At 70.1% G+C, this 19,997-nt stretch carries 19 protein-coding genes; 6 read left to right on the top strand and 13 right to left on the bottom strand.

Annotated features, from left to right (window positions below; genetic code table 11):
* Positions 1 to 151: 151 nt before the first annotated feature.
* The 3 genes from NIE111_RS11820 to NIE111_RS11810 are packed head-to-tail and all read right to left on the bottom strand — an operon-like array spanning position 152 to position 1,522.
* Positions 152 to 484, bottom strand: a complete 333-nt coding sequence (locus tag NIE111_RS11820) for a helix-turn-helix domain-containing protein (RefSeq protein WP_238684453.1) — start codon at positions 482 to 484, stop codon at positions 152 to 154.
* A 13-nt stretch (positions 485 to 497) separates the two neighbouring features.
* Entirely contained in the window at positions 498 to 848 is a 351-nt protein-coding gene (locus NIE111_RS11815; protein WP_238684452.1) for a type II toxin-antitoxin system RelE/ParE family toxin, read from the bottom strand.
* Between the two features lie 44 nt (positions 849 to 892).
* A complete protein-coding gene (locus NIE111_RS11810; RefSeq protein ID WP_238684451.1) occupies positions 893 to 1,522 on the bottom strand; it encodes a DedA family protein in 630 nt (209 codons plus the stop codon).
* A 508-nt stretch (positions 1,523 to 2,030) separates the two neighbouring features.
* Here NIE111_RS11810 and thrS point away from each other — a divergent pair.
* Positions 2,031 to 3,248, top strand: coding sequence for a threonine--tRNA ligase (thrS, locus tag NIE111_RS11805; RefSeq protein WP_238684450.1), 1,218 nt, complete (start codon positions 2,031 to 2,033; stop codon positions 3,246 to 3,248).
* Positions 3,249 to 3,287: 39 nt separating this feature from the next.
* Here the strand turns inward: thrS and NIE111_RS11800 are convergent, their stop codons facing one another.
* From NIE111_RS11800 to NIE111_RS11785, 4 genes are read right to left on the bottom strand one after another with little or no spacing between them, the layout of a single operon-like run.
* Complete coding sequence (locus NIE111_RS11800; RefSeq protein WP_372488314.1) at positions 3,288 to 5,393, bottom strand: ABC transporter ATP-binding protein; 2,106 nt, start codon at positions 5,391 to 5,393, stop codon at positions 3,288 to 3,290.
* Positions 5,390 to 7,123 carry an ABC transporter ATP-binding protein gene (locus NIE111_RS11795; protein WP_210784443.1) on the bottom strand — a complete coding sequence of 578 codons (1,734 nt, stop codon included), beginning with the start codon at positions 7,121 to 7,123 and terminating at the stop codon, positions 5,390 to 5,392. Before NIE111_RS11795 ends, NIE111_RS11800 begins: the two co-directional genes overlap by 4 nt.
* Positions 7,117 to 7,599, bottom strand: a complete 483-nt coding sequence (locus NIE111_RS11790) for a MarR family winged helix-turn-helix transcriptional regulator (protein ID WP_238684449.1) — start codon at positions 7,597 to 7,599, stop codon at positions 7,117 to 7,119. The genes NIE111_RS11795 and NIE111_RS11790 overlap by 7 nt, the downstream gene beginning before the upstream one ends.
* Positions 7,600 to 7,624: 25 nt before the next feature.
* A complete protein-coding gene (locus NIE111_RS11785; protein WP_238684448.1) occupies positions 7,625 to 8,071 on the bottom strand; it encodes a DoxX family protein in 447 nt (148 codons plus the stop codon).
* 83 nt (positions 8,072 to 8,154) lie between these two features.
* Between NIE111_RS11785 and NIE111_RS11780 the strand changes: the two genes are divergently transcribed.
* Positions 8,155 to 8,715 (top strand): TetR/AcrR family transcriptional regulator, encoded by a 561-nt coding sequence (locus NIE111_RS11780; RefSeq protein WP_238684447.1) that lies wholly within the window; start codon positions 8,155 to 8,157, stop codon positions 8,713 to 8,715.
* A 123-nt stretch (positions 8,716 to 8,838) separates the two neighbouring features.
* On the opposite strand, the gene NIE111_RS11775 is transcribed toward NIE111_RS11780, so the two are convergent.
* Together NIE111_RS11775 and NIE111_RS11770 are read right to left on the bottom strand one after the other, a co-directional pair.
* A complete protein-coding gene (locus NIE111_RS11775; RefSeq protein WP_238684446.1) occupies positions 8,839 to 10,278 on the bottom strand; it encodes a GuaB1 family IMP dehydrogenase-related protein in 1,440 nt (479 codons plus the stop codon).
* A gap of 160 nt (positions 10,279 to 10,438) precedes the next feature.
* Positions 10,439 to 11,035 carry a LysE/ArgO family amino acid transporter gene (locus tag NIE111_RS11770; RefSeq protein ID WP_238684445.1) on the bottom strand — a complete coding sequence of 199 codons (597 nt, stop codon included), beginning with the start codon at positions 11,033 to 11,035 and terminating at the stop codon, positions 10,439 to 10,441.
* Positions 11,036 to 11,105: 70 nt separating this feature from the next.
* Between NIE111_RS11770 and NIE111_RS11765 the strand changes: the two genes are divergently transcribed.
* On the top strand, positions 11,106 to 11,999 hold the full coding sequence (locus NIE111_RS11765) for a LysR family transcriptional regulator ArgP (RefSeq protein ID WP_238684444.1): 894 nt from the start codon (positions 11,106 to 11,108) through the stop codon (positions 11,997 to 11,999).
* Positions 12,000 to 12,042: 43 nt separating this feature from the next.
* Here the strand turns inward: NIE111_RS11765 and NIE111_RS11760 are convergent, their stop codons facing one another.
* Entirely contained in the window at positions 12,043 to 13,794 is a 1,752-nt protein-coding gene (locus NIE111_RS11760; RefSeq protein ID WP_238684443.1) for an acetyl/propionyl/methylcrotonyl-CoA carboxylase subunit alpha, read from the bottom strand.
* Positions 13,795 to 13,945: 151 nt separating this feature from the next.
* Here NIE111_RS11760 and NIE111_RS11755 point away from each other — a divergent pair, with 151 nt between their 5' ends.
* The 3 genes from NIE111_RS11755 (at position 13,946) to NIE111_RS11745 (ending at position 16,412) form a co-directional block, all read left to right on the top strand.
* Positions 13,946 to 14,557 (top strand): PadR family transcriptional regulator, encoded by a 612-nt coding sequence (locus tag NIE111_RS11755; RefSeq protein ID WP_238684478.1) that lies wholly within the window; start codon positions 13,946 to 13,948, stop codon positions 14,555 to 14,557.
* Between the two features lie 121 nt (positions 14,558 to 14,678).
* Positions 14,679 to 15,638, top strand: a complete 960-nt coding sequence (locus tag NIE111_RS11750; protein WP_238684442.1) for an ATP-binding cassette domain-containing protein — start codon at positions 14,679 to 14,681, stop codon at positions 15,636 to 15,638.
* Between the two features lie 18 nt (positions 15,639 to 15,656).
* Positions 15,657 to 16,412, top strand: coding sequence for an ABC transporter permease (locus NIE111_RS11745; protein WP_238684441.1), 756 nt, complete (start codon positions 15,657 to 15,659; stop codon positions 16,410 to 16,412).
* A gap of 71 nt (positions 16,413 to 16,483) precedes the next feature.
* Here NIE111_RS11745 and NIE111_RS11740 read toward each other — a convergent pair whose 3' ends face one another.
* The 3 genes from NIE111_RS11740 to mycP form a co-directional block, all read right to left on the bottom strand.
* Positions 16,484 to 17,137 (bottom strand): O-methyltransferase, encoded by a 654-nt coding sequence (locus NIE111_RS11740; RefSeq protein WP_238684440.1) that lies wholly within the window; start codon positions 17,135 to 17,137, stop codon positions 16,484 to 16,486.
* Entirely contained in the window at positions 17,134 to 17,802 is a 669-nt protein-coding gene (locus NIE111_RS11735) for a Maf family protein (protein ID WP_238684439.1), read from the bottom strand. The genes NIE111_RS11740 and NIE111_RS11735 overlap by 4 nt, the downstream gene beginning before the upstream one ends.
* 208 nt (positions 17,803 to 18,010) lie before the next feature.
* Complete coding sequence (mycP, locus tag NIE111_RS11730; protein ID WP_372488316.1) at positions 18,011 to 19,150, bottom strand: type VII secretion-associated serine protease mycosin; 1,140 nt, start codon at positions 19,148 to 19,150, stop codon at positions 18,011 to 18,013.
* Between the last annotated feature and the right edge of the window lie 847 nt (positions 19,151 to 19,997).

The raw sequence follows: 19,997 nt of genomic DNA, 5'->3' as shown, positions 1-19,997 counted from the left end.
CCTCAGCCTGTCGCCGCGGACACCCCAGCCGAATCCGGGACAGCCACCGAAATCGTTCCCCGGGACCACCCCTAGAGGCCTTCCGGGATGCGGCCGTCACGTGCTTCCGCGCATCCGTGAACGTCCGATGGTCGCGAAGACCTTCGCCAGGTCAGGCGACGTTCAGCTGGATGTTCCCAATGCGGGCGACGACGTCGAGATGACCACCCAGGCCGGTGACGTAGGCGCGGAGTGATTCCAGGCTGGTGTGCTCGCCGTTCTCGATCTGGCTGATCCTCGCCTGCGTCAGCCCCGCCGCCTCGGCCAGTTGTACCTGAGTCATACCCAGGTGCTTGCGGATCTCTGCCAGCTGCGCCCCACTGACCGCTGCCAGCATCTGCTCACGGTGCTGAGCGCGTCGGGAGACCCGGTCCGGATCTGCCCAGGAAGGGCCGAGCGCGCGGGCCTTCGCCTTGACGTCCTGCCAGTCAGCTCCATCGGTCATCTCTGTGTTTCCCTCAGCCTGGAGAGGTGCTCCTGAAACCGGTCGTCCGCCAACGGGACCGCCGTCTTGTACCAAGTCTGCCACTGGCCCGACTTGTCGCCAGCAACCAGAAAACAGCTTCTCGAACTGGATCAAAAGCGAAGATCATCCGGACCTCGGTGGAGCCGGTCGACCCAGGCCGCAACTCCTTCATGTGGTGGAAGATGCTGCCCTTGAGACGGTCAACCAGGGGACGCCCGAGCGCCGGCCCGTGTTCGGCGAGGAGATCGATGGCCTCGCTGATGAGGTCGGCGCTGGCGGGATCCGTCTTGCAGAGGTTGAGGAACCACTCCTCGACCTCAGGATGAAGTTTGACGTCCCACATGCTGCCAATATAAGTGGAGCTTATACTCGCAGATGTAACGACACTCAGTCGACGGGGACCTCGACCGCGGCGACCGCGGCGGCGGCGCGGGCGTGGCGGGCGCTGACCACTGTCATCGCCCATCCGGCCGCGGCGAAGCCGGCTGCCGCGGCGGTGGCGATGATGGCCAGCCGCCAGGCCGACTCGGTCAGTGCGGTGCCGCCCAGGTGCCCGACCAGCGCGCCGTAGGTGGCCCAGCCCAGCGCGGCGACCGCCTCGTAGAGCACGAACAGGCGGTACGGGTAGCGGCTGCGCCCGGCCGAGAAGCAGGCCGCCATCCGACCGCCGGGCACGAACCGGCAGAGCAGGATGACCAGCGGCCCAGGTTGTCGCAGCCCCTGGGTGACGCGGCTGGCCACCCGGCGGGCACGGCTCAACTCGGCGTGCCGGGGTGGCCGCCGGTCCGGCGCGCTACGCCCAAGCAGGTAGCAGGCCAGGTCGCCGGCGAATACGCCGAGCGCGCCGACGGCGATGGTGACCGGCAGGCTGAGCCCGCCGTAGACGGTGAGCGCACCACTGGTGATCATGACGATCTGGGTGGGGATCACCGGCACGAAGGCGTCCGCGATCAGCAGCGCGAGCAGCACCAGGTACGCCCACGTCGGCGATGCGACGTCAGTCAGAAGTTCGGGCACGCCTGCCACCTCGCCGAATGCGGCCAATTGGGTGTCTTGAGCCTGACGTCGTGTCCGGCGTCACGGTGGACGGCCCCGGCCCGTCGTGACCGTCGACACGACTGGGCCACCCAGCTACAACGAGGCCGGTCGCTGCCGGGTGACGGGTCCGGAGGCCGTTGCACCCGTTCGAGGCGGGCGGCAGAACGGCGTTCGTCGGCGTACCGTTGTCGGCGCGGCCATGCCCGTCGGGTCCCCCGTTCCTGACGATTCGGCCGCCAGGGCCGCCGGCGGGTCCCGCGCCGGCGGCCCACCCCTCCGCCGTAAATCCGGGTGCGTCCCCGATGGTCGCGCGAGTACGGTCGCCGTATGCGCAGCGCGGTAGTGATGACCACGACGCCGGGTGTCCCCGGCGCGCCGCTCTGACGTAAACACCGTCGACCAGGCCCCGGGGCGATCCGCCCCGGTGGGCAGTGCGCCGAACGGAGCTCAGGTCGCCTCCGGGTCGTACCCGATCCAGGAGCCCGACATGATCGACCACCGTAGGCTCGGCCGCGAGCTGGACCTCTTCGTCTCCGACCCGCTGGCCGGCGCCGGCCTGCCGATCTGGCTGCCGGCCGGCGCCGCCGCCCGGCACGCCGTCGAGGAGTACGTCCGGGAGCTGGAGCGCCGCTCCGGCCACCAACACGTCTACTCGCCGCCGCTGGGCAAGCGGGAACTCTTCGAACTCTCCGGCCATCTCGGCTACTTCGCCGACGACATGTTCCCGCCGATGCGGCTGAGCGCCGACGACGAGTTCGTGCTCCGGCCGGCCCTCTGCCCGCACCACGCGTTGGTCTTCCGGGCGCGGGGCCGTTCCTACCGGGAGTTGCCGTTGCGGATCGCGGAGCTGGGCGGGATGTACCGCTCGGAGCGCTCCGGTGTGCTCGGCGGGCTGTCCCGGGTACGCGCCATCTCGCTCAACGACGCGCACACCTTCTGCGCGCCCGAGCAGGTCGGCGCGGAGGTCGTCGAGATCCTCCGACTGATCCGCGAAGCGCACGCCGCGCTCGGTGTCCGGCCGGCCGGGTTCCGGCTGTCGCTGCGCGGGCCGGGCGAGAAGTACGTCGGCGACGACGCCCAGTGGGCCCGCGCCGAGGAGTTGCTCCGGGAGGCGCTGGCCGGGGTGGAGTACGTCGAGGCACCGGGGGAGGCCGCCTTCTACGGTCCGAAGATCGACATTCAGATCGTCGACGCCGCCGGCCGGGAGTCGACCATCTCCACCATCCAACTGGACTTCGACAAGCCGGAACGGTTCGACCTGTCGTACACCGACTCGGACGGCAGCCGGCGTCGGCCGATCATGGTGCACCGCAGCCTGGTCGGCAGCATGGAGCGGCTGTTCGCGTACCTCATCGAGGTGCACGAGGGGGCGTTCCCGGCCTGGTACGCGCCCGTCCAGTTGGTGCTGCTGCCGGTCGACGACGGTCAGGCCGACGCGGCGACCGACCTGGCCCGACGGGCGGGCGACGCCGGCCTGCGGGTCGAGGTCGACGCCGCCGGCTCGCTGGGCGCCCGGGTCCGGGACGCGGCCCGCCGCCGCGTCCCGTACCTCGGGGTGGTGGGTGCCCGGGAGGTGGCCGACGGGCACCTCGCGCTGCGCCTGCGCGGCGGCCGTGCCCTGGCGCCGATGCCCGCCGACGCGGCTCTCGCCCTGATCGGCGGGCAGGTCGCCGCCCGCGCGGCCGACCTGCTGCCGTCGGACTGACCCGCCCACCGATCGTCTCGCGCGCACGGCCGCCCGACCTCAGACCGACGCCGGTTGGGCGGCCGGTTCCTCGTCGACCACCGCGCCGGTGAACTGTGAGCGGTAGAGCCGGTGGTACGCGCCCTGGGCGGCGAGCAACTGCTCGTGGGTGCCCTGCTCGACGATCCGACCGTCCTCCATCATCAGGATCAGGTCGGCGTCGCGGATGGTGGAGAGCCGGTGCGCGATCACGAAGCTGGTCCGGTCCGAGCGCAGCGCGGCCATCGCTCGTTGCAGCAGCACCTCGGTGCGGGTGTCCACCGAGCTGGTGGCCTCGTCGAGGATCAGCAGTGACGGCTCGGCGAGGAACGCCCGCGCGATGGTGATGAGCTGCTTCTCGCCGGCGCTGACGTTGCTGCCCTCCTCGTCGATGACGGTGTCGTAACCGTCGGGCAGGCTGCGCACGAACCGGTCCACGAAGGTGGCCCGGGCGGCGGCGAGGATCTCCTCCTCGGTGGCGTCCGGCCGCCCGTAGGCGATGTTGTCCCGGATGGTGCCGCCGAACAGCCAGGTGTCCTGGAGCACCATGCCGATCCGGCCGCGCAGGTCGTCGCGGCGCATCGTCGTGATGTCCACCCCGTCGAGGGTGATCCGGCCGGCGTCCAGCTCGTAGAACCGCATCACCAGGTTGACCAGGGTGGTCTTGCCGGCGCCGGTCGGGCCGACGATGGCCACCGTGTGTCCGGGCTCGGCGACCAGCGACAGGTCGTCGATCAGCGGCTTGTCCGGCTCGTAGCGGAACGAGACGTGCTCGAACTCGACCCGACCGTGCGGGTCGGTGATCCGGGCCGGCGCGACCGGGTCGGGGGTCTGCTCGTCGGCGTCGAGCACCGCGAAGACCCGCTCGGCCGAGGCCACCCCGGACTGCAGCAGGTTGGCCATCGAGGCGAGTTGGGTGAGCGGCTGGGTGAACTGGCGGGAGTACTGGATGAACGCCTGCACGTCGCCGAGGCTCATCGTGCCGGAGGCGACCCGCAGCCCGCCGACCACGGCGATCGCCACGTAGCTCAGGTTCCCGATGAACATCATCGACGGCATGATGATCCCGGAGATGAACTGCGCCCCGAAGCTGGCCCGGAACAACTCCTCGTTCTTCGCGTGGAACGCGGCCTCGACCTCACGCTGCCGGCCAAAGACCTTCACCAGCTCATGACCGGTGTACGCCTCCTCGATCTGGCCGTTCAACTCGCCGGTGTGCGTCCACTGGGCGATGAACTGCTTCTGCGAGCGCTTGGCGATGCGCTGGGTGACCAGTACCGACAACGGCACCGCGACCAGGGCCACCAGGGCCAGCACCGGCGAGATCCAGAACATCACGGCCAGCACGCCGACGACGGTCAGCAGTGAGGTGAGCAGCTGGCTGAGGGTCTGCTGGAGGCTGGTGGAGATGTTGTCGATGTCGTTGGTGACCCGGCTGAGCAGCTCACCGCGCGGCTGCCTGTCGAAGTAGGGCAGCGGCAGCCGGTTGAGCTTCTCCTCCACCTCGGCGCGCAGCCGCAGCACGGTGCGCTGGACCACCCCGTTGAGCAGCCAACCCTGCCACCAGGACAGCAGGCTCGCCGCCAGGTAGAGCCCGAGCGCCAGCAGCAGCACCCGCTTCAGGGCGCTGAAGTCGATGCCCACCCCGGGCACCACGTCCATCCGGGCCAGCATGTCGGCGAAGCTGTCGTTGCCGCTGGCCCGGGCCGCCGCGACGGCCTGTTCGGCTGTGGTGCCGGCCGGCAGTTGCCGGCCGATCACCCCGGTGAAGATCAGGTCGGTGGCGTGGCCGAGGATCTTCGGCCCGGCCACGCTGAACCCGACGCTCACCACTGCCAACGTGATGATCGCGGCCAGGTGCAGTCGGTGCGCGCGCAGCCGGCCGAGCAGCCGTCGGGCCGACGGCCCGAAGTTCATCGACTTCTCGGCGGGCATTCCGGCGCTCATCCATCCCGGGCCGCCGCCCTGACGGCCGGGCGGCAGCCGCTTCGGCGTCGCCGCGCCGCTGCCGGTCTCGGACGCGGTTTCCCCGCCGGGTCGCCGCGCGGTCTCATCGGGCGTCCGTCCGTCGCCGGCCGGCTTCTGACTGGGTACGGCCGCGGCGCGCGACTCGTCACGCTCGCTCATGCCGCCACCTCCGAGGTCTGCTGCGAGGCCACGATCTCGGCGTACGTCGGGCAGGTGTCCAACAACTCCGCATGTCGTCCCACTCCGACGACCCCTCCGTTCTCCAGGACGATGATCTGATCGGCGTCGATGATCGTGGAGACCCGCTGGGCCACGATCACCACCGCCGCCTGCGCGGTGACCGGCCGCAGGGCCGCTCGCAGCCGCGCGTCGGTGCCCAGGTCGAGCGCGGAGAACGAGTCGTCGAAGAGGTAGATCTCCGGTTGCCGGACCAGGGCCCGGGCGATGGCCAGGCGCTGCCGCTGCCCACCGGAGACGGTGGTGCCGCCCTGCGCGATCGGGGCGTCCAGCCCACCAGGCATCTGGGCCACGAAGTCGCGGGCCTGGGCGATCTCCAGCGCCGTCCACAGCTCCTCGTCGGTGGCGTCCGGGTTGCCGTAGCGCAGGTTGCTGGCGACCGTCCCGGTGAACAGGTACGGCCGTTGCGGCACCAGGCCGATGCGTCGCCACAGCTCGTCCGGCGCCAGCTCCCGCACGTCCACCCCGTCGACCAGCACCGCGCCGTCGGTGACGTCGACCAGGCGGGGGATCAGCGACAGCAGCGTCGTCTTGCCCGCGCCGGTGCTGCCGATGATCGCCGTGGTGGTGCCCGGGGTCGCCCGGAAGGAGATGTCGCGCAGCACCGGCTCCACAGCGCCCGGGTACTGGAAGCGCACCCCGCGCAGCTCCAGCTCGGCTCGGGTGGGCAGTTCGGTGACCGGCGCGGCGGCCGGGACCACCGAGGAGTCGGTGTCCAGCACCTCGACGATCCGCTCGGCGCAGACCGCCGCCCTCGGCACCATCATCAGCATGAAGGTGGCCATCATGACCGCCATCAGAATCTGCATCAGGTACTGCAGGAACGCGGTGAGCGCGCCGACCTGGATCGCGCCGGCGTCCACCCGCTGCGCGCCGAACCAGAGCACCGCCACGCTGGAGACGTTCAGCACCAGCATGACCACCGGGAAGATCAACGCCAGCAACCGACCGGTACGCAGAGCGGTGGCGGTCAGGTCGGCGTTGGCGACGCCGAAGCGGTCCGTCTCGTACGGCTCGCGGACGAACGCGCGGACCACCCGGATGCCGGTGATCTGCTCCCGCAGCACCCGGTTCACAGTGTCGATGCGGGTCTGCATCAGCCGGAAGCCCGGCACCATCCGACGGATGATCGCGCCGAGGGCAATGGCCAGCACCGGCACGCTGACCAGCATCAGCCAGGAGAGCCCGACGTCCTCGCGCAACGCCATGAACACGCCGCCGACGCTCATGATCGGTGCGGCGACGAGCATCGTGCAGCTCATCAGCACCAGCATCTGCACCTGCTGCACGTCGTTGGTGTTGCGGGTGATCAGCGACGGCGCCCCGAACCGGGCCACCTCGCGGGCGGAGAAGCGGTTGACGTGCCCGAACAGTTCGGCGCGTACGTCGCGGCCGAAGCCCATCGCGACCCGGGCCCCCAGGTAGACGGCGGCGATCGAGCAGACGATCTGGATCAGGCTGACCAGCAGCATCCAGCCGCCGGTGCGCACGATGTAATCGGTGTCGCCCCGGGCCACACCCTGATCGATGATGTCCGCGTTGAGGCTGGGCAGGTAGAGCGAGGCCATGGTGCCCACGAACTGGAGCAGCACGACCGCCAGCAACGGTCTCTGATAGGTGCGCAGTTGGCCGCGCAGGAGTCTGATCAGCACGCCGGGTCCTTCGTTTCGGTAGGGCGTCCGGTAATCCGCGGGTCGTCTCCGCTGCCGATGACCTCAAGCAGGAACTCCCGGATCACCTGGGCCTTCGCCGGGTCGGCATCGACCGAGGTGAGGGGCCGTCCGGAGTGCATGAGCGCGCCGAGCGCGGCCACCCGTTCCCGCCCGGCCGGGGTGATGGCGAGCCGGATGCTGCGTCGGTCGTTGTCGTCGCGCTGCCGCTCGACCAGGCCGTCGCGCTCGAGTGTGTCGACGATGCCGGTCAGGGTTGCCGGGCGGACGAACCCCTTCTCGGCGACCGCCCGGTGCGGCAACTCGCCGTGTCGGGCGAGCGTCATCAGGGTGATCATGCCGGCCTGGGTGAGACCGTGCTCCTCGGCGAGGTAGCGGTTCCACCGCTGCCCGACCAGGTGCCCGGCCACCACCAGCAGCCGGCCGAGCGGCACGTCCTGGAGGGTCACGAGTTCCACGACAGGCAGGTTAGCTCCCTGATAGTCAGGGGCCAAACGAAATAACCGCAGCGGTGGCCACGAACACGATCTGCAGAACCGTTCGCTGTGCGAGCGGGGTGACGGGGCGGCCGGCGAGGGTCAGTTCGCGGCGGGCGGCCGAGACGTTGGCCGGGAACATGGCGAGCATGAGCAGGCCGAGTCCGGCCGCCGCGGCACGGGCGGTCGCTGGCACCAGGAGGCCGACCGCGCCGATCAGCTCCAGCACGCCGGTCACGGTGACCAGCAGGTCCGGCCGGGGCAGTCGAGGCGGGACCATCGCGATCAGGTCGGCGCGGCGCTGGCCGACGAAGTGCGCGGCGGCGGTGAGAGTGAACATCACGGCCAGCCCGACGCGCAGCGCGGGATGCCAGCCGTCCAGTGCGGAGATGCCGGCCAGGCCGGCGGTCCGGGCCAGTGCGGTGCCGACGATCAAGGCGATCAGGGGTGCCATCGGAATCCTCCTCTGTGAAACTTGCCAGTGACAAGATTGCGCGTCAGGCGGTCATCTTGTCAATGGCAAGATAGGATTCGAGCATGACTGGCACCCGCGCCTACCACCACGGCGATCTGCGCCGGGCCCTGCTCGCCGCGGCGCTGGAGGCCGTAGGGGAGGTCGGACCCGCCGCGCTGAGCCTGCGCGACCTGGCCCGCCGGGCCGGTGTCTCGCACGCCGCGCCCGCCCATCACTTCGGCGACAAGGCGGGCCTGCTCACCGCGATCGCCGCGCAGGGCTTCGACCTACTGGCCCAGACGTTGACCGAGGCGGACGACGACCTGTTGGAGGCCGGCGTCGCGTACGTCGACTTCGCCGTCACGCACCGGGCGTACTTCGAGGTGATGTTCCGCCCGGAGCTCTACCGGGCCGACGACGCCGAGCTGAACGCGGCGCGGGGACGGGCCGGCGCCGCGCTCCGCTCCGGGGTGGCGGCGCTGTCCAGCGGCGGCGCGCCCGCCGACACCGACCGGGACTCGCTCGCGGCCTGGTCGATCGCGCACGGCTTCGCCACCCTCTGGCTGGCCGGCGCACTGCCCGACCGGGTGGGCGACGACCCCCGCGAGGCAGCCCGCGCAGTCCTCCGCCGACTCTCGACCTAACCCGCCCGCCCCGGCCTTCCCCGGCCCCCGCCCTTCCCCGGTTGATCATGAAGTTATTGCCAAGACACGCCGATGCGGGAGGCAATAACTTCATGATCAACTAGGGTGGGCGGTGCGGTGGGGTTACCAGCTGGTGGGGAGAGGCATTCCCTCGGTGAAGCCGGCGGCGCTCTGCACGCCGACGATGGCCCGCTCGTGGAACTGGGTCAGGTCCCGTGCGCCGGCGTAGGTGAAGGCGCTGCGTACGCCCGCGATGATCTCGTCGATCAGGTCCTCGACACCGGGGCGGGCCGGGTCCAGGTGCATCCGGGCCGAGGAGATGCCCTCCTCGAACACCGCCTTGCGGGCCCGGTCGTACGGGCTGTCGTCGGCGGTTCGGGCGCTGACCGCCCGAGCCGAGGCCATTCCGAAGCTCTCCTTGTACCGCCGGCCGTCCGCGTCGGTGTAGAGGTCACCGGGGGACTCGTAGGTGCCGGCGAACCAGGAGCCGATCATCACGTTCGACGCGCCGGCGGCGAGCGCGAGCGCCACGTCCCGGGGGTGCCGCACCCCGCCGTCGGCCCACACGTGCCGGCCCAGTTGGCGGGCGGCGGCCGCGCAGTCGAGCACTGCGGAGAACTGCGGTCGACCCACGCCGGTCATCATCCGGGTGGTGCACATCGCCCCCGGGCCGACGCCGACCTTGATGATGTCCGCCCCCGCCTCCACCAGGTCGCGTACGCCCTCGGCGGTGACCACGTTGCCGGCCGCCACCGGCACCCCCGGGTCCAGTTTCCGGACCGCCTGAAGTGCGGAGAGCATCCGTGCCTGGTGGCCGTGCGCGGTGTCCACTACCAACGTGTCCACCCCCGCCTCCAGCAGCGCCGCGGCCTTGCCGGTCACGTCCCCGTTGATCCCGACGGCCGCCGCGATCCGCAGCCGACCCCTGTCGTCCACTGCCGGCGTGTAGAGGGTGGCGCGCAGCGCGCCCTGCCGGGTCAGCACCCCGACCAGCCGACCCTCGGCGTCCACCACCGGGGCGAGTCGGCGACGGCCCGCCGACAGCAGATCGAAGCCGGTACGAGGATCCGCGTCCGCCGGGACGGTGTGCAGCTCGGTGGACATCACGTGACGCAGTTGCGCGAAGCGGTCCACGCCCGTGGTGTCCGCCTCGGTGACCACGCCCATCGGCCGGCCGGCGTCGTCGACCACTATCACCGCACCGTGCGAGCGCTTGGGCAGCAGGTGGATGGCATCGCCAACGGTCTCGGTCGGGCCGAGCGTGATGGGCGTGTCGTAGACCAGGTGGCGCTGCTTGACCCAGGCGACGACGTTCGCCACCACCTCGATCGGAATGTCCTGCGGGATCACCGTGATGGCACCCCGGCGGGCGACCGTCTCCGCCATCCGCCGGCCGGCGACAGCGGTCATGTTCGACACCACCAACGGAATGGTGGTGCCGGTGCCGTCGCCGGTGGAGAGGTCGACGTCGAGCCGGGAGCCCAGATCGGAGCGGGCCGGCGCCATGAAGACGTCGGTATAGGTCAGGTCGTGCGCGGGAGCCGCGCCGTGAAGGAACCGCACCCGGCAATCATTCCCGCTCGCGGTCCGTTCCACCGCCGGTGGTCGCGGAAAACACTCGCATCGTCGTTGGTAGTGGTGCCGGCGGCCTCGTCGGTGCTCGCCGGATGAGCCGGGCAGCCCGGCGGAAGTGCCACGCCGAGCCCGGCCGGGTACGAATCGGTCAGCCCAGCAGGAGTGCCACGGCGAGCCCGGCCATCACGACGGCGATGACCGCGTCCAGCACCCGCCAGGCGACGGCGCGGGCGAGCAGCGGCGCGAGGCGCTGCGCCCCGACGCCGAGCGCGGTGAACCAGACCACGCTGGCCAGTGCGGCGCCGGCACCGAAGACCCACCGGTGCGGGTGTTGTTGGGCCACGCTGCCCAGGAGCAGCACGGTGTCCAGGTAGACGTGCGGGTTCAGGTAGGTGAAGGCGACGCAGGCGAGCAGGGTCGCCCCCAACGTGGCCGGCGGCCGATCGGTGGGCAGTAGGGCGCCGGGACGCAGAGCGCGGCGGGCGGCGAGCACCGCGTAGCAGAGCAGGAAGGCCGCACCGCCCCAGCGGATCGCCATCAGCAGGCCAGGTCGGCCGGTCACCAGCGAACCGACCCCGGCCACTCCCGCCATGATCAGCAACGCGTCCGACGCGGCGCAGGTCAGCACCACGGGCACGACGTGCTCGCGTCGCAGGCCCTGGCGCAGGACGAAGGCGTTCTGGGCGCCGATGGCGACGATGAGCGCGATGGAGACCGAGAAGCCGGCGACGGCGGAGGTGAGCACGATGTCGACGCTAGGACCGTCGGCAGCCACCAGTCCAACTAAAGATTCTGAAGCAACTTAAGCTCAGCTAATGGAAGGTCTCGACTCGGCGCAGCTACGGACACTCGCGGCGGTGGTGGCGGAGGGCAGCTTCGACGCGGCGGCCCGGCTGCTGCACGTCACGCCGTCGGCGGTGAGCCAACGGATCAAGGCGCTGGAGGAGACCGTCGGTCAGGTGCTGGTCCGCCGCGCCCGTCCGTGCGTGGCAACCGACGCCGGCCGCCCGCTGCTGCGCCTGGCCGGTCAGCTCGCGCTGCTCGAACGGGAGGCGCTGACCGATGCCCGCGGCCCGCTGGCCGGCGGCGGCCGGATCCGGGTCGCCGTGGTGGTCAACGCGGACTCGCTGGCCACCTGGTTTCCCGCCGCGCTGGCCCGGTTGCCGCAGCGGGCCGGGCTCTCGTTCGACCTGCGGCAGGACGATCAGGACCACACCACCGAGTTGCTCCGCGACGGTTCGATGACGGCGGCGGTCACCGCTCAGCGGGAGGCCGTGCAGGGCTGCCGGGTGCTGCGGCTCGGGGCCATGCGCTACCGCGCGTTGGCCGCCCCGGAATTCGCGGCGTCCCACTTCGCCGAAGGATTCACCGCGTCCGCGCTGGCGAGCACCCCGCTGGCGGTCTTCGACCGGAAGGACCGGGTGCAACACCGGTTCATCCGGGCGGTGGTCGGTCGGCCGCTCGACCCGCCCGTGCACTACGTACCGTCGGTGCCGGCGTTCAGTGCGGCGATCCGGCTCGGGTTGGGCTGGGGCCTGGTGCCGGAACAGATCGCCGAGGCCGACCTGGCCGCCGGTCACTGTGTCGACCTCGCACCGGGTCGACACCTGGACGTCCCGCTGTACTGGCAGCACTGGCGGCTGGAGTCGGACGTGCTGAACGCCCTGACCGTGGCCGTGCGCGCGGTCGCCGCCGAAACCCTGCGCTGACCGCCCGCCGGGCGGCTCAGGCGATGGTGCGGGGTCGGGCCGCTCAGGCGATGGTGCAGATGGGGGCACCGGCGGTGATCACGGCGCCGACCTCGGCGCTGAGACCGCTGACCGTACCCGCCTTGTGGGCGTGCAGCGGCTGCTCCATCTTCATCGCCTCCAGCACCACGACCAGGTCACCCTCGGCCACTGTGTCGCCGTCCGCCACCGCGATCTTGACGATGGTGCCCTGCATCGGCGAGGTGAGCGCGTCGCCGCCGACCGGGGCGCCGGCCTTGGTGCCGCCGCCGCGCCGGGTCGGCTTGCGGGCGGCGGGTGGCGCGGTGGTCGTACTCCCGCCGAAGCCGGCGGGGAGGCTGACCTCGAGGCGCTTGCCACCCACCTCGACCACGACGGTGTCGCGTTCGGCCGGCGCCTCGGCGGTGCCGGCGGCGGCGGTGAACGGCGGCACGGTGTTGTGGAACTCGGTCTCGATCCACCGGGTGTGCACTGTGAACGGCTCGGCGGTGAACGCCTCGTCCCGCACGACGAGCCGGTGGAACGGCAGCGCGGTGGCCATGCCGTCCAGGACCATCTCGTCCAGCGCGCGGCGGGCGCGCTCCAGCGCCTCGGTCCGCGTCTCGCCCGTGATGATCACCTTGGCGAGCAGTGAGTCGAAGTTGCCGCCGATCACGTCACCGGCCGAGATGCCGGTGTCGACCCGCACACCCGGCCCGCTGGGCAGGCGAAGCGCTGTGACAGTGCCGGGGGCGGGCAGGAAGTTGCGGCCCGGGTCCTCGCCGTTGATCCGGAACTCGATCGCGTGCCCCCGCGGCGTCGGGTCCTCGGTGATCCGCAGCTTCTCGCCGTCGGCGATCCGGAACTGCTCGCGGACCAGGTCGATGCCGGCGGTCTCCTCGGTGACCGGGTGCTCGACCTGGAGTCGGGTGTTGACCTCCAGGAAGGAGATGGTGCCGTCGACGCCCACCAGGTATTCCACGGTGCCGGCGCCGTGGTAGCCGGCTTCGCGGCAGATCGCCTTGGCGCTCTCGTGGATCTGCGCGCGCTGGGCGTCGGTGAGGAACGGCGCGGGCGCCTCCTCGACGAGCTTCTGGTGACGTCGCTGCAACGAGCAGTCCCGGGTGCCCACCACGATCACGTTGCCGTGCTGATCGGCGAGGACCTGCGCCTCGACGTGCCGGGGCTGGTCGAGGTACCGCTCGACGAAGCACTCGCCCCGACCGAACGCCGCGACCGCCTCCCGGGTGGCCGACTCGAACAGCTGGGGGATCTCCTCCATCGTGCGGGCGACCTTGAGGCCGCGCCCCCCGCCACCGAAGGCGGCCTTGATGGCGACCGGCAGGCCGTGGTCGACGGCGAAGGCCATCACCTCGTCCGGGCTGGCCACCGGGTCCGGGGTGCCGGGGACCAGCGGTGCGCCGGCCCGCTGGGCGATGTGCCGGGCGGTGACCTTGTCGCCCAGGTCGCGGATCGCCTGCGGGGTGGGGCCGATCCAGGTCAGCCCGGCGTCGATGACGGCCTGGGCGAAGTCGGCGTTCTCACTGAGGAAGCCGTAACCCGGGTGTACGGCGTCGGCGCCGGCCCGAGCGGCGACGTCGAGCAACTTGTCGATGCGCAGATAGGTCTCGGTCGCGCTGTCCCCGCCGAGCGCGTACGCCTCGTCCGCGAGGGTGGCGTGCAGGGCGTCGCGGTCGGAGTCCGCGTACACGGCGACGCTGCCCAGGCCGGCGTCGCGGCACGCGCGGATCACCCGGACGGCGATCTCGCCGCGGTTGGCGATGAGTACCTTGCGCACCTTCGTGGCTCCTCCCGGGCAGGTTACTGACGGGGAGTGTATCGGCCGCCCACCGGCGGCCCTAACGATCGCTCAGTGTGGGATGCCGCACTGCACCCGCCACGGTTTAGTCAAACTTGGCTATTACGCTTATCGGGTGTCTTCGACTCGGATGATGATTCTCGGTCTGGTGCGGTGGATGCAGCCAGTGCACGGCTACGACGTGCGCCGTGAGCTGCTGAGCTGGAGCGCCGACAAGTGGGCGAACGTACAGCCCGGATCGATCTATCACGCCCTGCGCAAGCTCACCGAGGAAGGGCTGCTCCGCGCCGTCGCGACCGAGCAGGTGGGGGCCCGTCCGGCGCGGACCACGTACGAGGTGACTGTCAAGGGGGAGGACGAGTTCGAGACGCTGCTGCGCAACTCCTGGTGGACCATCAGCGAGCCCGCCGACCCGTTCGTGGCGGCCTTCTCCTTCCTGCCGGCGATGCCGCGCGCCGAGGCGGCCGCGGCCCTGCGTAACCGGGCCAACCTGCTGCGCGCCGGCGTCGAGTCCATGCGCGCCTCGCTGGAGTCGGACTGGGTGCGCAATCGCAAGCCGGCGCACGTGGGCTGGATGTTCGAGCTGTGGTCGGCGCGAGCGGAGGCGGAGATGACCTGGTGCGAGCGGATTGCCGAGCGGATCGATTCCGGTGTGTCGTACCTGCCTGCTGAGCTGGATGAAGCGCAGGGTTGGTCGGGGTGGAGGGACGGTGTGGAGCCGTCCGACACCGACGCGGAATAATCAACGTTGACTAAAAAAGCTATATCGCGTTAGCCTGCTGGCGGCACAGCGGGGGAGTGCGCCGTCCGGCGTCCGCCCACTCGACGGCCGGCCCGACCGGCCCGAACGACCAGGAGCAGAAATGATCGAGACCAGGGGGCTGCGGAAGTCGTTCCGCTCCCGCGCGGGTCGAGAGACGAAGACGGTGGACGCCGTGCGGGGCGTCGACCTTGACGTTGCCAAGGGCGAGATCTTCGGCTTCCTCGGCCCGAACGGCGCCGGCAAGACCACCACGCTGCGGATGCTCGCCACGCTGATCGAGCCGGACGGCGGCGAGGCCACCATCGCGGGCGCCGACCTGCGCACGGACCCGGCCGAGGTGCGCCGCCGCATCGGATACGTCCCGCAGGGCGGCAGCACCTGGGACGAGTCCACCGCCCGCGAGGAGCTGGTGCTGCACGCCCGGATGTACGGCATCAGCAAGGCCGACGCGCAACGGCGCGCCGCCCGCGCCCTGGACGCCTTCCAGCTCACCGAGTACGCCGACCGCAAGTGCAAGACCTACTCCGGCGGCCAGCGTCGCCGGGTGGAGATCGCCCTCGGCATCATCCACGAGCCGAAGATCGTCTTCCTGGACGAGCCGACCACCGGCCTCGACCCGCAGAGCCGCGCCCACATGTGGGACGAGATCCGGCGGCTGCGCGCCGACGGGATGACCGTCTTCATCACCACGCACTACCTGGACGAGGCCGACGCGCTCTGCGACCGGATCGCGATCATGGACAACGGCGAGGTCGTTGCCGAGGGCACGCCAACCGAGCTCAAGCGGGAGATCTCCGGCGACGTGGTGCTGGTCGGTCTCGACCTGGCCGCCACCCCACAGGCCGCCCAGACGCTCGACGGCGAGCCGTACGTCAACAAGCTGGAGACGGTCGACGAGGGTGGTCTGCGCCTCTACGTCGACGAGGGCGCCACCGCCATCCCGCAGGTGCTGCGCCGACTCGACCACGCCGGGCTTGAGCTGCGCTCGATCGAGCTGCACCGACCCAGCCTGGACGACGTCTTCCTCACCAAGACCGGCCGCTCGCTGCGCGAGTCCTGACCACCGGAGACGACTCTCATGAAATTCGCCCGTGACACGTGGCTGATCTTCCAACGCCAGATTCAACTCCTGCTACGCAACCCGGTCTGGGTCTTCGTCGGCGTGTTCCAGCCGGTCATGTACCTGCTGCTCTTCGCCCCGCTGCTCAAGCCCGCACTGAACGCGCCCACCCAGGCCGCCGCCTACAAGATCTTCGTACCGGGTCTGCTGGTGCTGCTGGCCATCTTCGGTGGCCTGTTCCAGGGCTTCGGCCTGATCGCCGAGCTGCGAGCCGGTGTGATTGAACGCTCCCGGGTCACCCCGATCAGCCGGCTCGCCCTGCTGCTCGGCCGATCGCTGCGCGACGTGGTCTCGCTCCTGGTGCAGGCCGTCATCATCACGCTCTTGGCGCTCATCTTCGACCTGCGGGTGTTCATCGGGGACCTGCTGCTGGCGTACCTGATGCTCGCCCTGATCGCCCTCATGACCTCGGCCGTCTCCTACGGCGTCGCCCTCAAGGTCAAGAGCGAGGACGCGCTGGCCCCGCTGATGAACACCGTGGCGCAGCCGGTGCTGCTGCTCTCCGGCATCCTGCTGCCGCTGACCTTCGCACCCGGCTGGTTGCAGGGCGTCGCCAACTGGAACCCGTTCTCCTGGGCGGTCGACGGCACCCGGGCACTGTTCGCCGGTGACCTGGGCAGCGACAAGGTCTGGCAGGGCCTCAGCATCACAGCGGTCCTCGCCGTGCTGGGCGTCTACTGGGCCGCCCGCCAGTTCGCCCGCAGCGTCCGCTGACGCTGCCTTTGAGATTTGGGGTGTCCCCTGGTGGGGACACCCCAACATCAGTGTCAGGCGGTTGCTGACGGTCAGTGGACCCGGGCGAGGGTGAGGCCGTCCGCGATCGGCAGCATCACCGGGTCCACCCGTACGTCCGCGAGAACCTCGTCGTTGAACGCGGCGATGGCCCGGTCATTGGCGTCCTGCGGGGCGATGACCCGCCCGCCCCGCAACACGTTGTCGACGGCGATCACCCCACCCGGACGCATCCGGGGCACCAGCTCCGCCCAGTAGATCGGGTAGCCGGTCTTGTCCGCGTCGATGAACGCGAAGTCCAGGTGCCGCTCGTGCGGCAACTCCCGCAGTCCGTCCGCGGCCGGGCCGATGCGCAGGTCGATCGAATCCTGCACGCCGGCCCGTGCCCAGTAGCGCCGGGCGATGCCGGTGAACTCCTCGGAGATGTCGAAGCACGTCAGTCGCCCACCCTCGGGCAACCCGCGGGCGATCGCCAGCGACGAGAGCCCGGTGAACGTGCCGACCTCGACGGCCTGCCGCACGCCGAGCAGCCGGGTGAGGAACGTCAGGAACGCGGCCTGCTCCGGAGCCACCTGCATGGTGGCGTGCTCCGGCAGCACCGACCGGGTCTCCTCGGCCAGGTCCTGGATGATCTCGTCCGGCGGGGAGCCGTGTGCGACCAGATAGGCGTGCAGCTCGTTGGTGAGCGGGATCGACTTGGTGGTCATGACCGGACGTTACCGAGCGGCTCGACCGTTTGGCCGCCCGGCGCGACAGTCGTCCACAGGTCGGTGATCCGCAGATCCAGCTCGGCGAGGAGCCGGCGCAGCAGCGGCGTCGACAATCCGACCACCGTCCCCGGGTCACCCTCGATCCGCTCCACGAACGGCCCACCCAGCCCGTCGATCGTGAACGCACCGGCCACCGCCAGCGGCTCACCAGTGGCCACGTACGCGGCGATCTCGTCATCGCTGATGTCAGCGAAGTGGACAGTGGTCGATGCGACCGCCTCCGCGCGCCGGCCCGCAGTAACGTCGACCAGGCAGTGCCCGCTGTGGAGAACGCCGCTGAGCCCCCGCATCCGCAGCCACCGCCGGGTCGCGTCAGCCGCATCCGCCGGCTTGCCGAGGATCTCCCCGTCGAAGGCGAGCACCGAGTCGCAGCCGATCACCAACGTGCGCTGACCGGCGGTCGCGTTCAGCCGGGTCAACACCGCCTGCGCCTTCAGGCGAGCCAACTCCAGGCACAACTCCTCGGCCCGCTCGGTCACCACCAGGGACTCGTCCACCCCACTGACCAGCACCTCGGGCTCGACGCCGGCAGCCTGGAGCAACTTACGACGGGCAGGGCTCGCCGATGCGAGCACGAGGCGGAGCGGCAAAGTCTCAGACACCACCCCGACGTTACCGCCCAACTCCCCACCAAGACCGACACCCCGCCCAGCACGGTCGGCGGTCGGCGGTCGGGGTGGTCGGGCGGCCGGGTGGCCCGGTGGGTCCGGGCGCCCTTGATCCACTCGACTTTCAGGAAAACGCGCTATCCGGTCGCCTCGGACACCGCGATTTCCTGAAAGTCGAGTGGATCAGCGCTTCGTTGATCGATCAGCGACTGATTCTGGGCGGCGGATCATCACCATGCCGACGTCGCCGCGCTATCACGGCCCACCCGACCCCGGCGGCCACGAGCACCCCGAGAGTGGCTAGGCCGCGCGCGGTCGCGCTATCGCTCTCGTCACCCGGCTGAGCACCAGCCGTCGTGGTCGGGCCAGCACCGGCCGGAGCGCTCACCGATTCAAACCCCAGCGGCGGTACGTCTGCCGTCAGCGCCGCCACAAGATCGATCACCCCGTAGCCGTACTCGTCGTCACGCCCAGGAGGGCCCTTGTCGACGGCGGTGGCCGTGAGCCGGTGCGCCACCTCTCGGGCCGGTAGGTATGGGTACTTGGACCTGATCAACGCAGCCGCACCCGCCACGATCGCCGTCGCGCTCGAGGTGCCGGTCCCCTTCGAGTATTTCCCGCCGTAGCTGGTGCTATAGATGTCAACCGCAGGAGCGACCACATCGATATTCGGTCCGGTGACCGAGATGGCAGCATGTTGTCCAGCGCGATCGACACCCCCAACCGCGATAACACCCTCTTCGCTGGCCGGATAGCGCACGTCCGTGTCGGAAGGTGCATTACCTGCTGCGGCAACCACTACGATGTCAGCATCCTGGGCCGCCCTGATCGCTCGCTGAAGTCGTATGCTGGCACCGGCGACCGCTGAGATATTGATAATGTCGGCACCGCCAGCGATGGCGAATTCAATGCCGGAAGCTAATGCGTCGGGATTACCCACGCCATTGGGTGGGGTATCCAGGATGGGAAGGACCTTTGCTTTCGGGGCAATACCGAGGGCGCCTTGGTCGTTCGTCGTTCCGTGCGCGACGATCAAGCCGGCCATTGCTGTCCCGTGACTATCCTGGTCCCGGTGCCCGTCACCACCCCCTCCAGGAATGACGTCGGTCCCTGGAAGCAAATTCTCGCGCAGGTCGGGGTGGGGGTCGACTCCAGTGTCTGGCACTGCCACGATCACGCCGGATCCTTGACTGAATTTATGTACTTGCTCGATTCGCAGAAACGGCAGGTGCCATTGATCACCTCGTATTAGGTCCGCATCTTGAGGCGGAGCGGCAAGGCTAGCGGGTAGCAGGGCTCCGACTAGAGCTAGTCTGGAAAATCCCACTAGGGTTGACTCAATCACCCGCCGAAACCAATTGCCGGACCTGGGTCGATCGGATTGTCCCTGTCCGGTGGACGAACCACCGGTGGGACGCCCTGGTCGGTTTCCCATGGGTTATCCGGGTCCCAGTAGCGAGACCTCTCCTCGCCTTCTCCTCCAAGCCTTTGGCGGCCCCCATTTCCATTCAAGCCGGGCGCGCCGCCAATCGGGAAACCGTTCACACCTCCGTTAAGGCTCCGTCCCCCGCCCGGCCGACTTCCAGCCGAACCGGTGGGTGCTGTCCCAGCGCCGCCGCCGCCGATTACCCCGCCTACCGGATTGACCCTTCTAGGGGCGCCAGAGTTGTTGATGGGCTGGCCTAGGGCTGATCCTGGGACGCCTCCGATCAATCCTCCCGTGGAAGGGGCCGGGCGGGCGGGCGTTGCGGGATGTGCGGTGCTCCCCTCGGGCCCCCCGCTGACTGGTTTGGACAGGTTCCCAGGTTGGGGTGTTCGCGTGGGGAGTGTTGGAGGTGAGCCAATGGAAGCAGGGGGCATCCTTGGCGTAATGCCAGGACCAATGGCAGTTGGTGGGCCTCCCGCTCCCGGTGTTTGGACGCTTGGCGGCGTCGTCCCAGTGGGCGGCGATGAGACTCCAGCGGCCGCACCCCCGAGGACTGGACCGATCCCCGACATGGCGGGGGCGGCGGCACTCACCCGCTCAACACGTGCGCCACGAGGGTGAGTGGTGGAGGTGGGCATGGGTACTGGAACTATCGGCGGAATAGCAGGTGCCAGATAATCGCCATACACATCGGGGTTGTCCGGCTGCCGCACATTCCTGGGCGCCACGGGCGGCTTTTGGAGGGTCGCTTGGGCTTGTTGGA

The organism is Micromonospora hortensis (genome assembly GCF_022230935.1).
Classification (GTDB): domain Bacteria; phylum Actinomycetota; class Actinomycetes; order Mycobacteriales; family Micromonosporaceae; genus Micromonospora; species Micromonospora hortensis.
The sequence above is the reverse complement of the archived record's forward strand: the minus strand, read 5'-3'. Positions and strand labels throughout refer to the sequence as shown.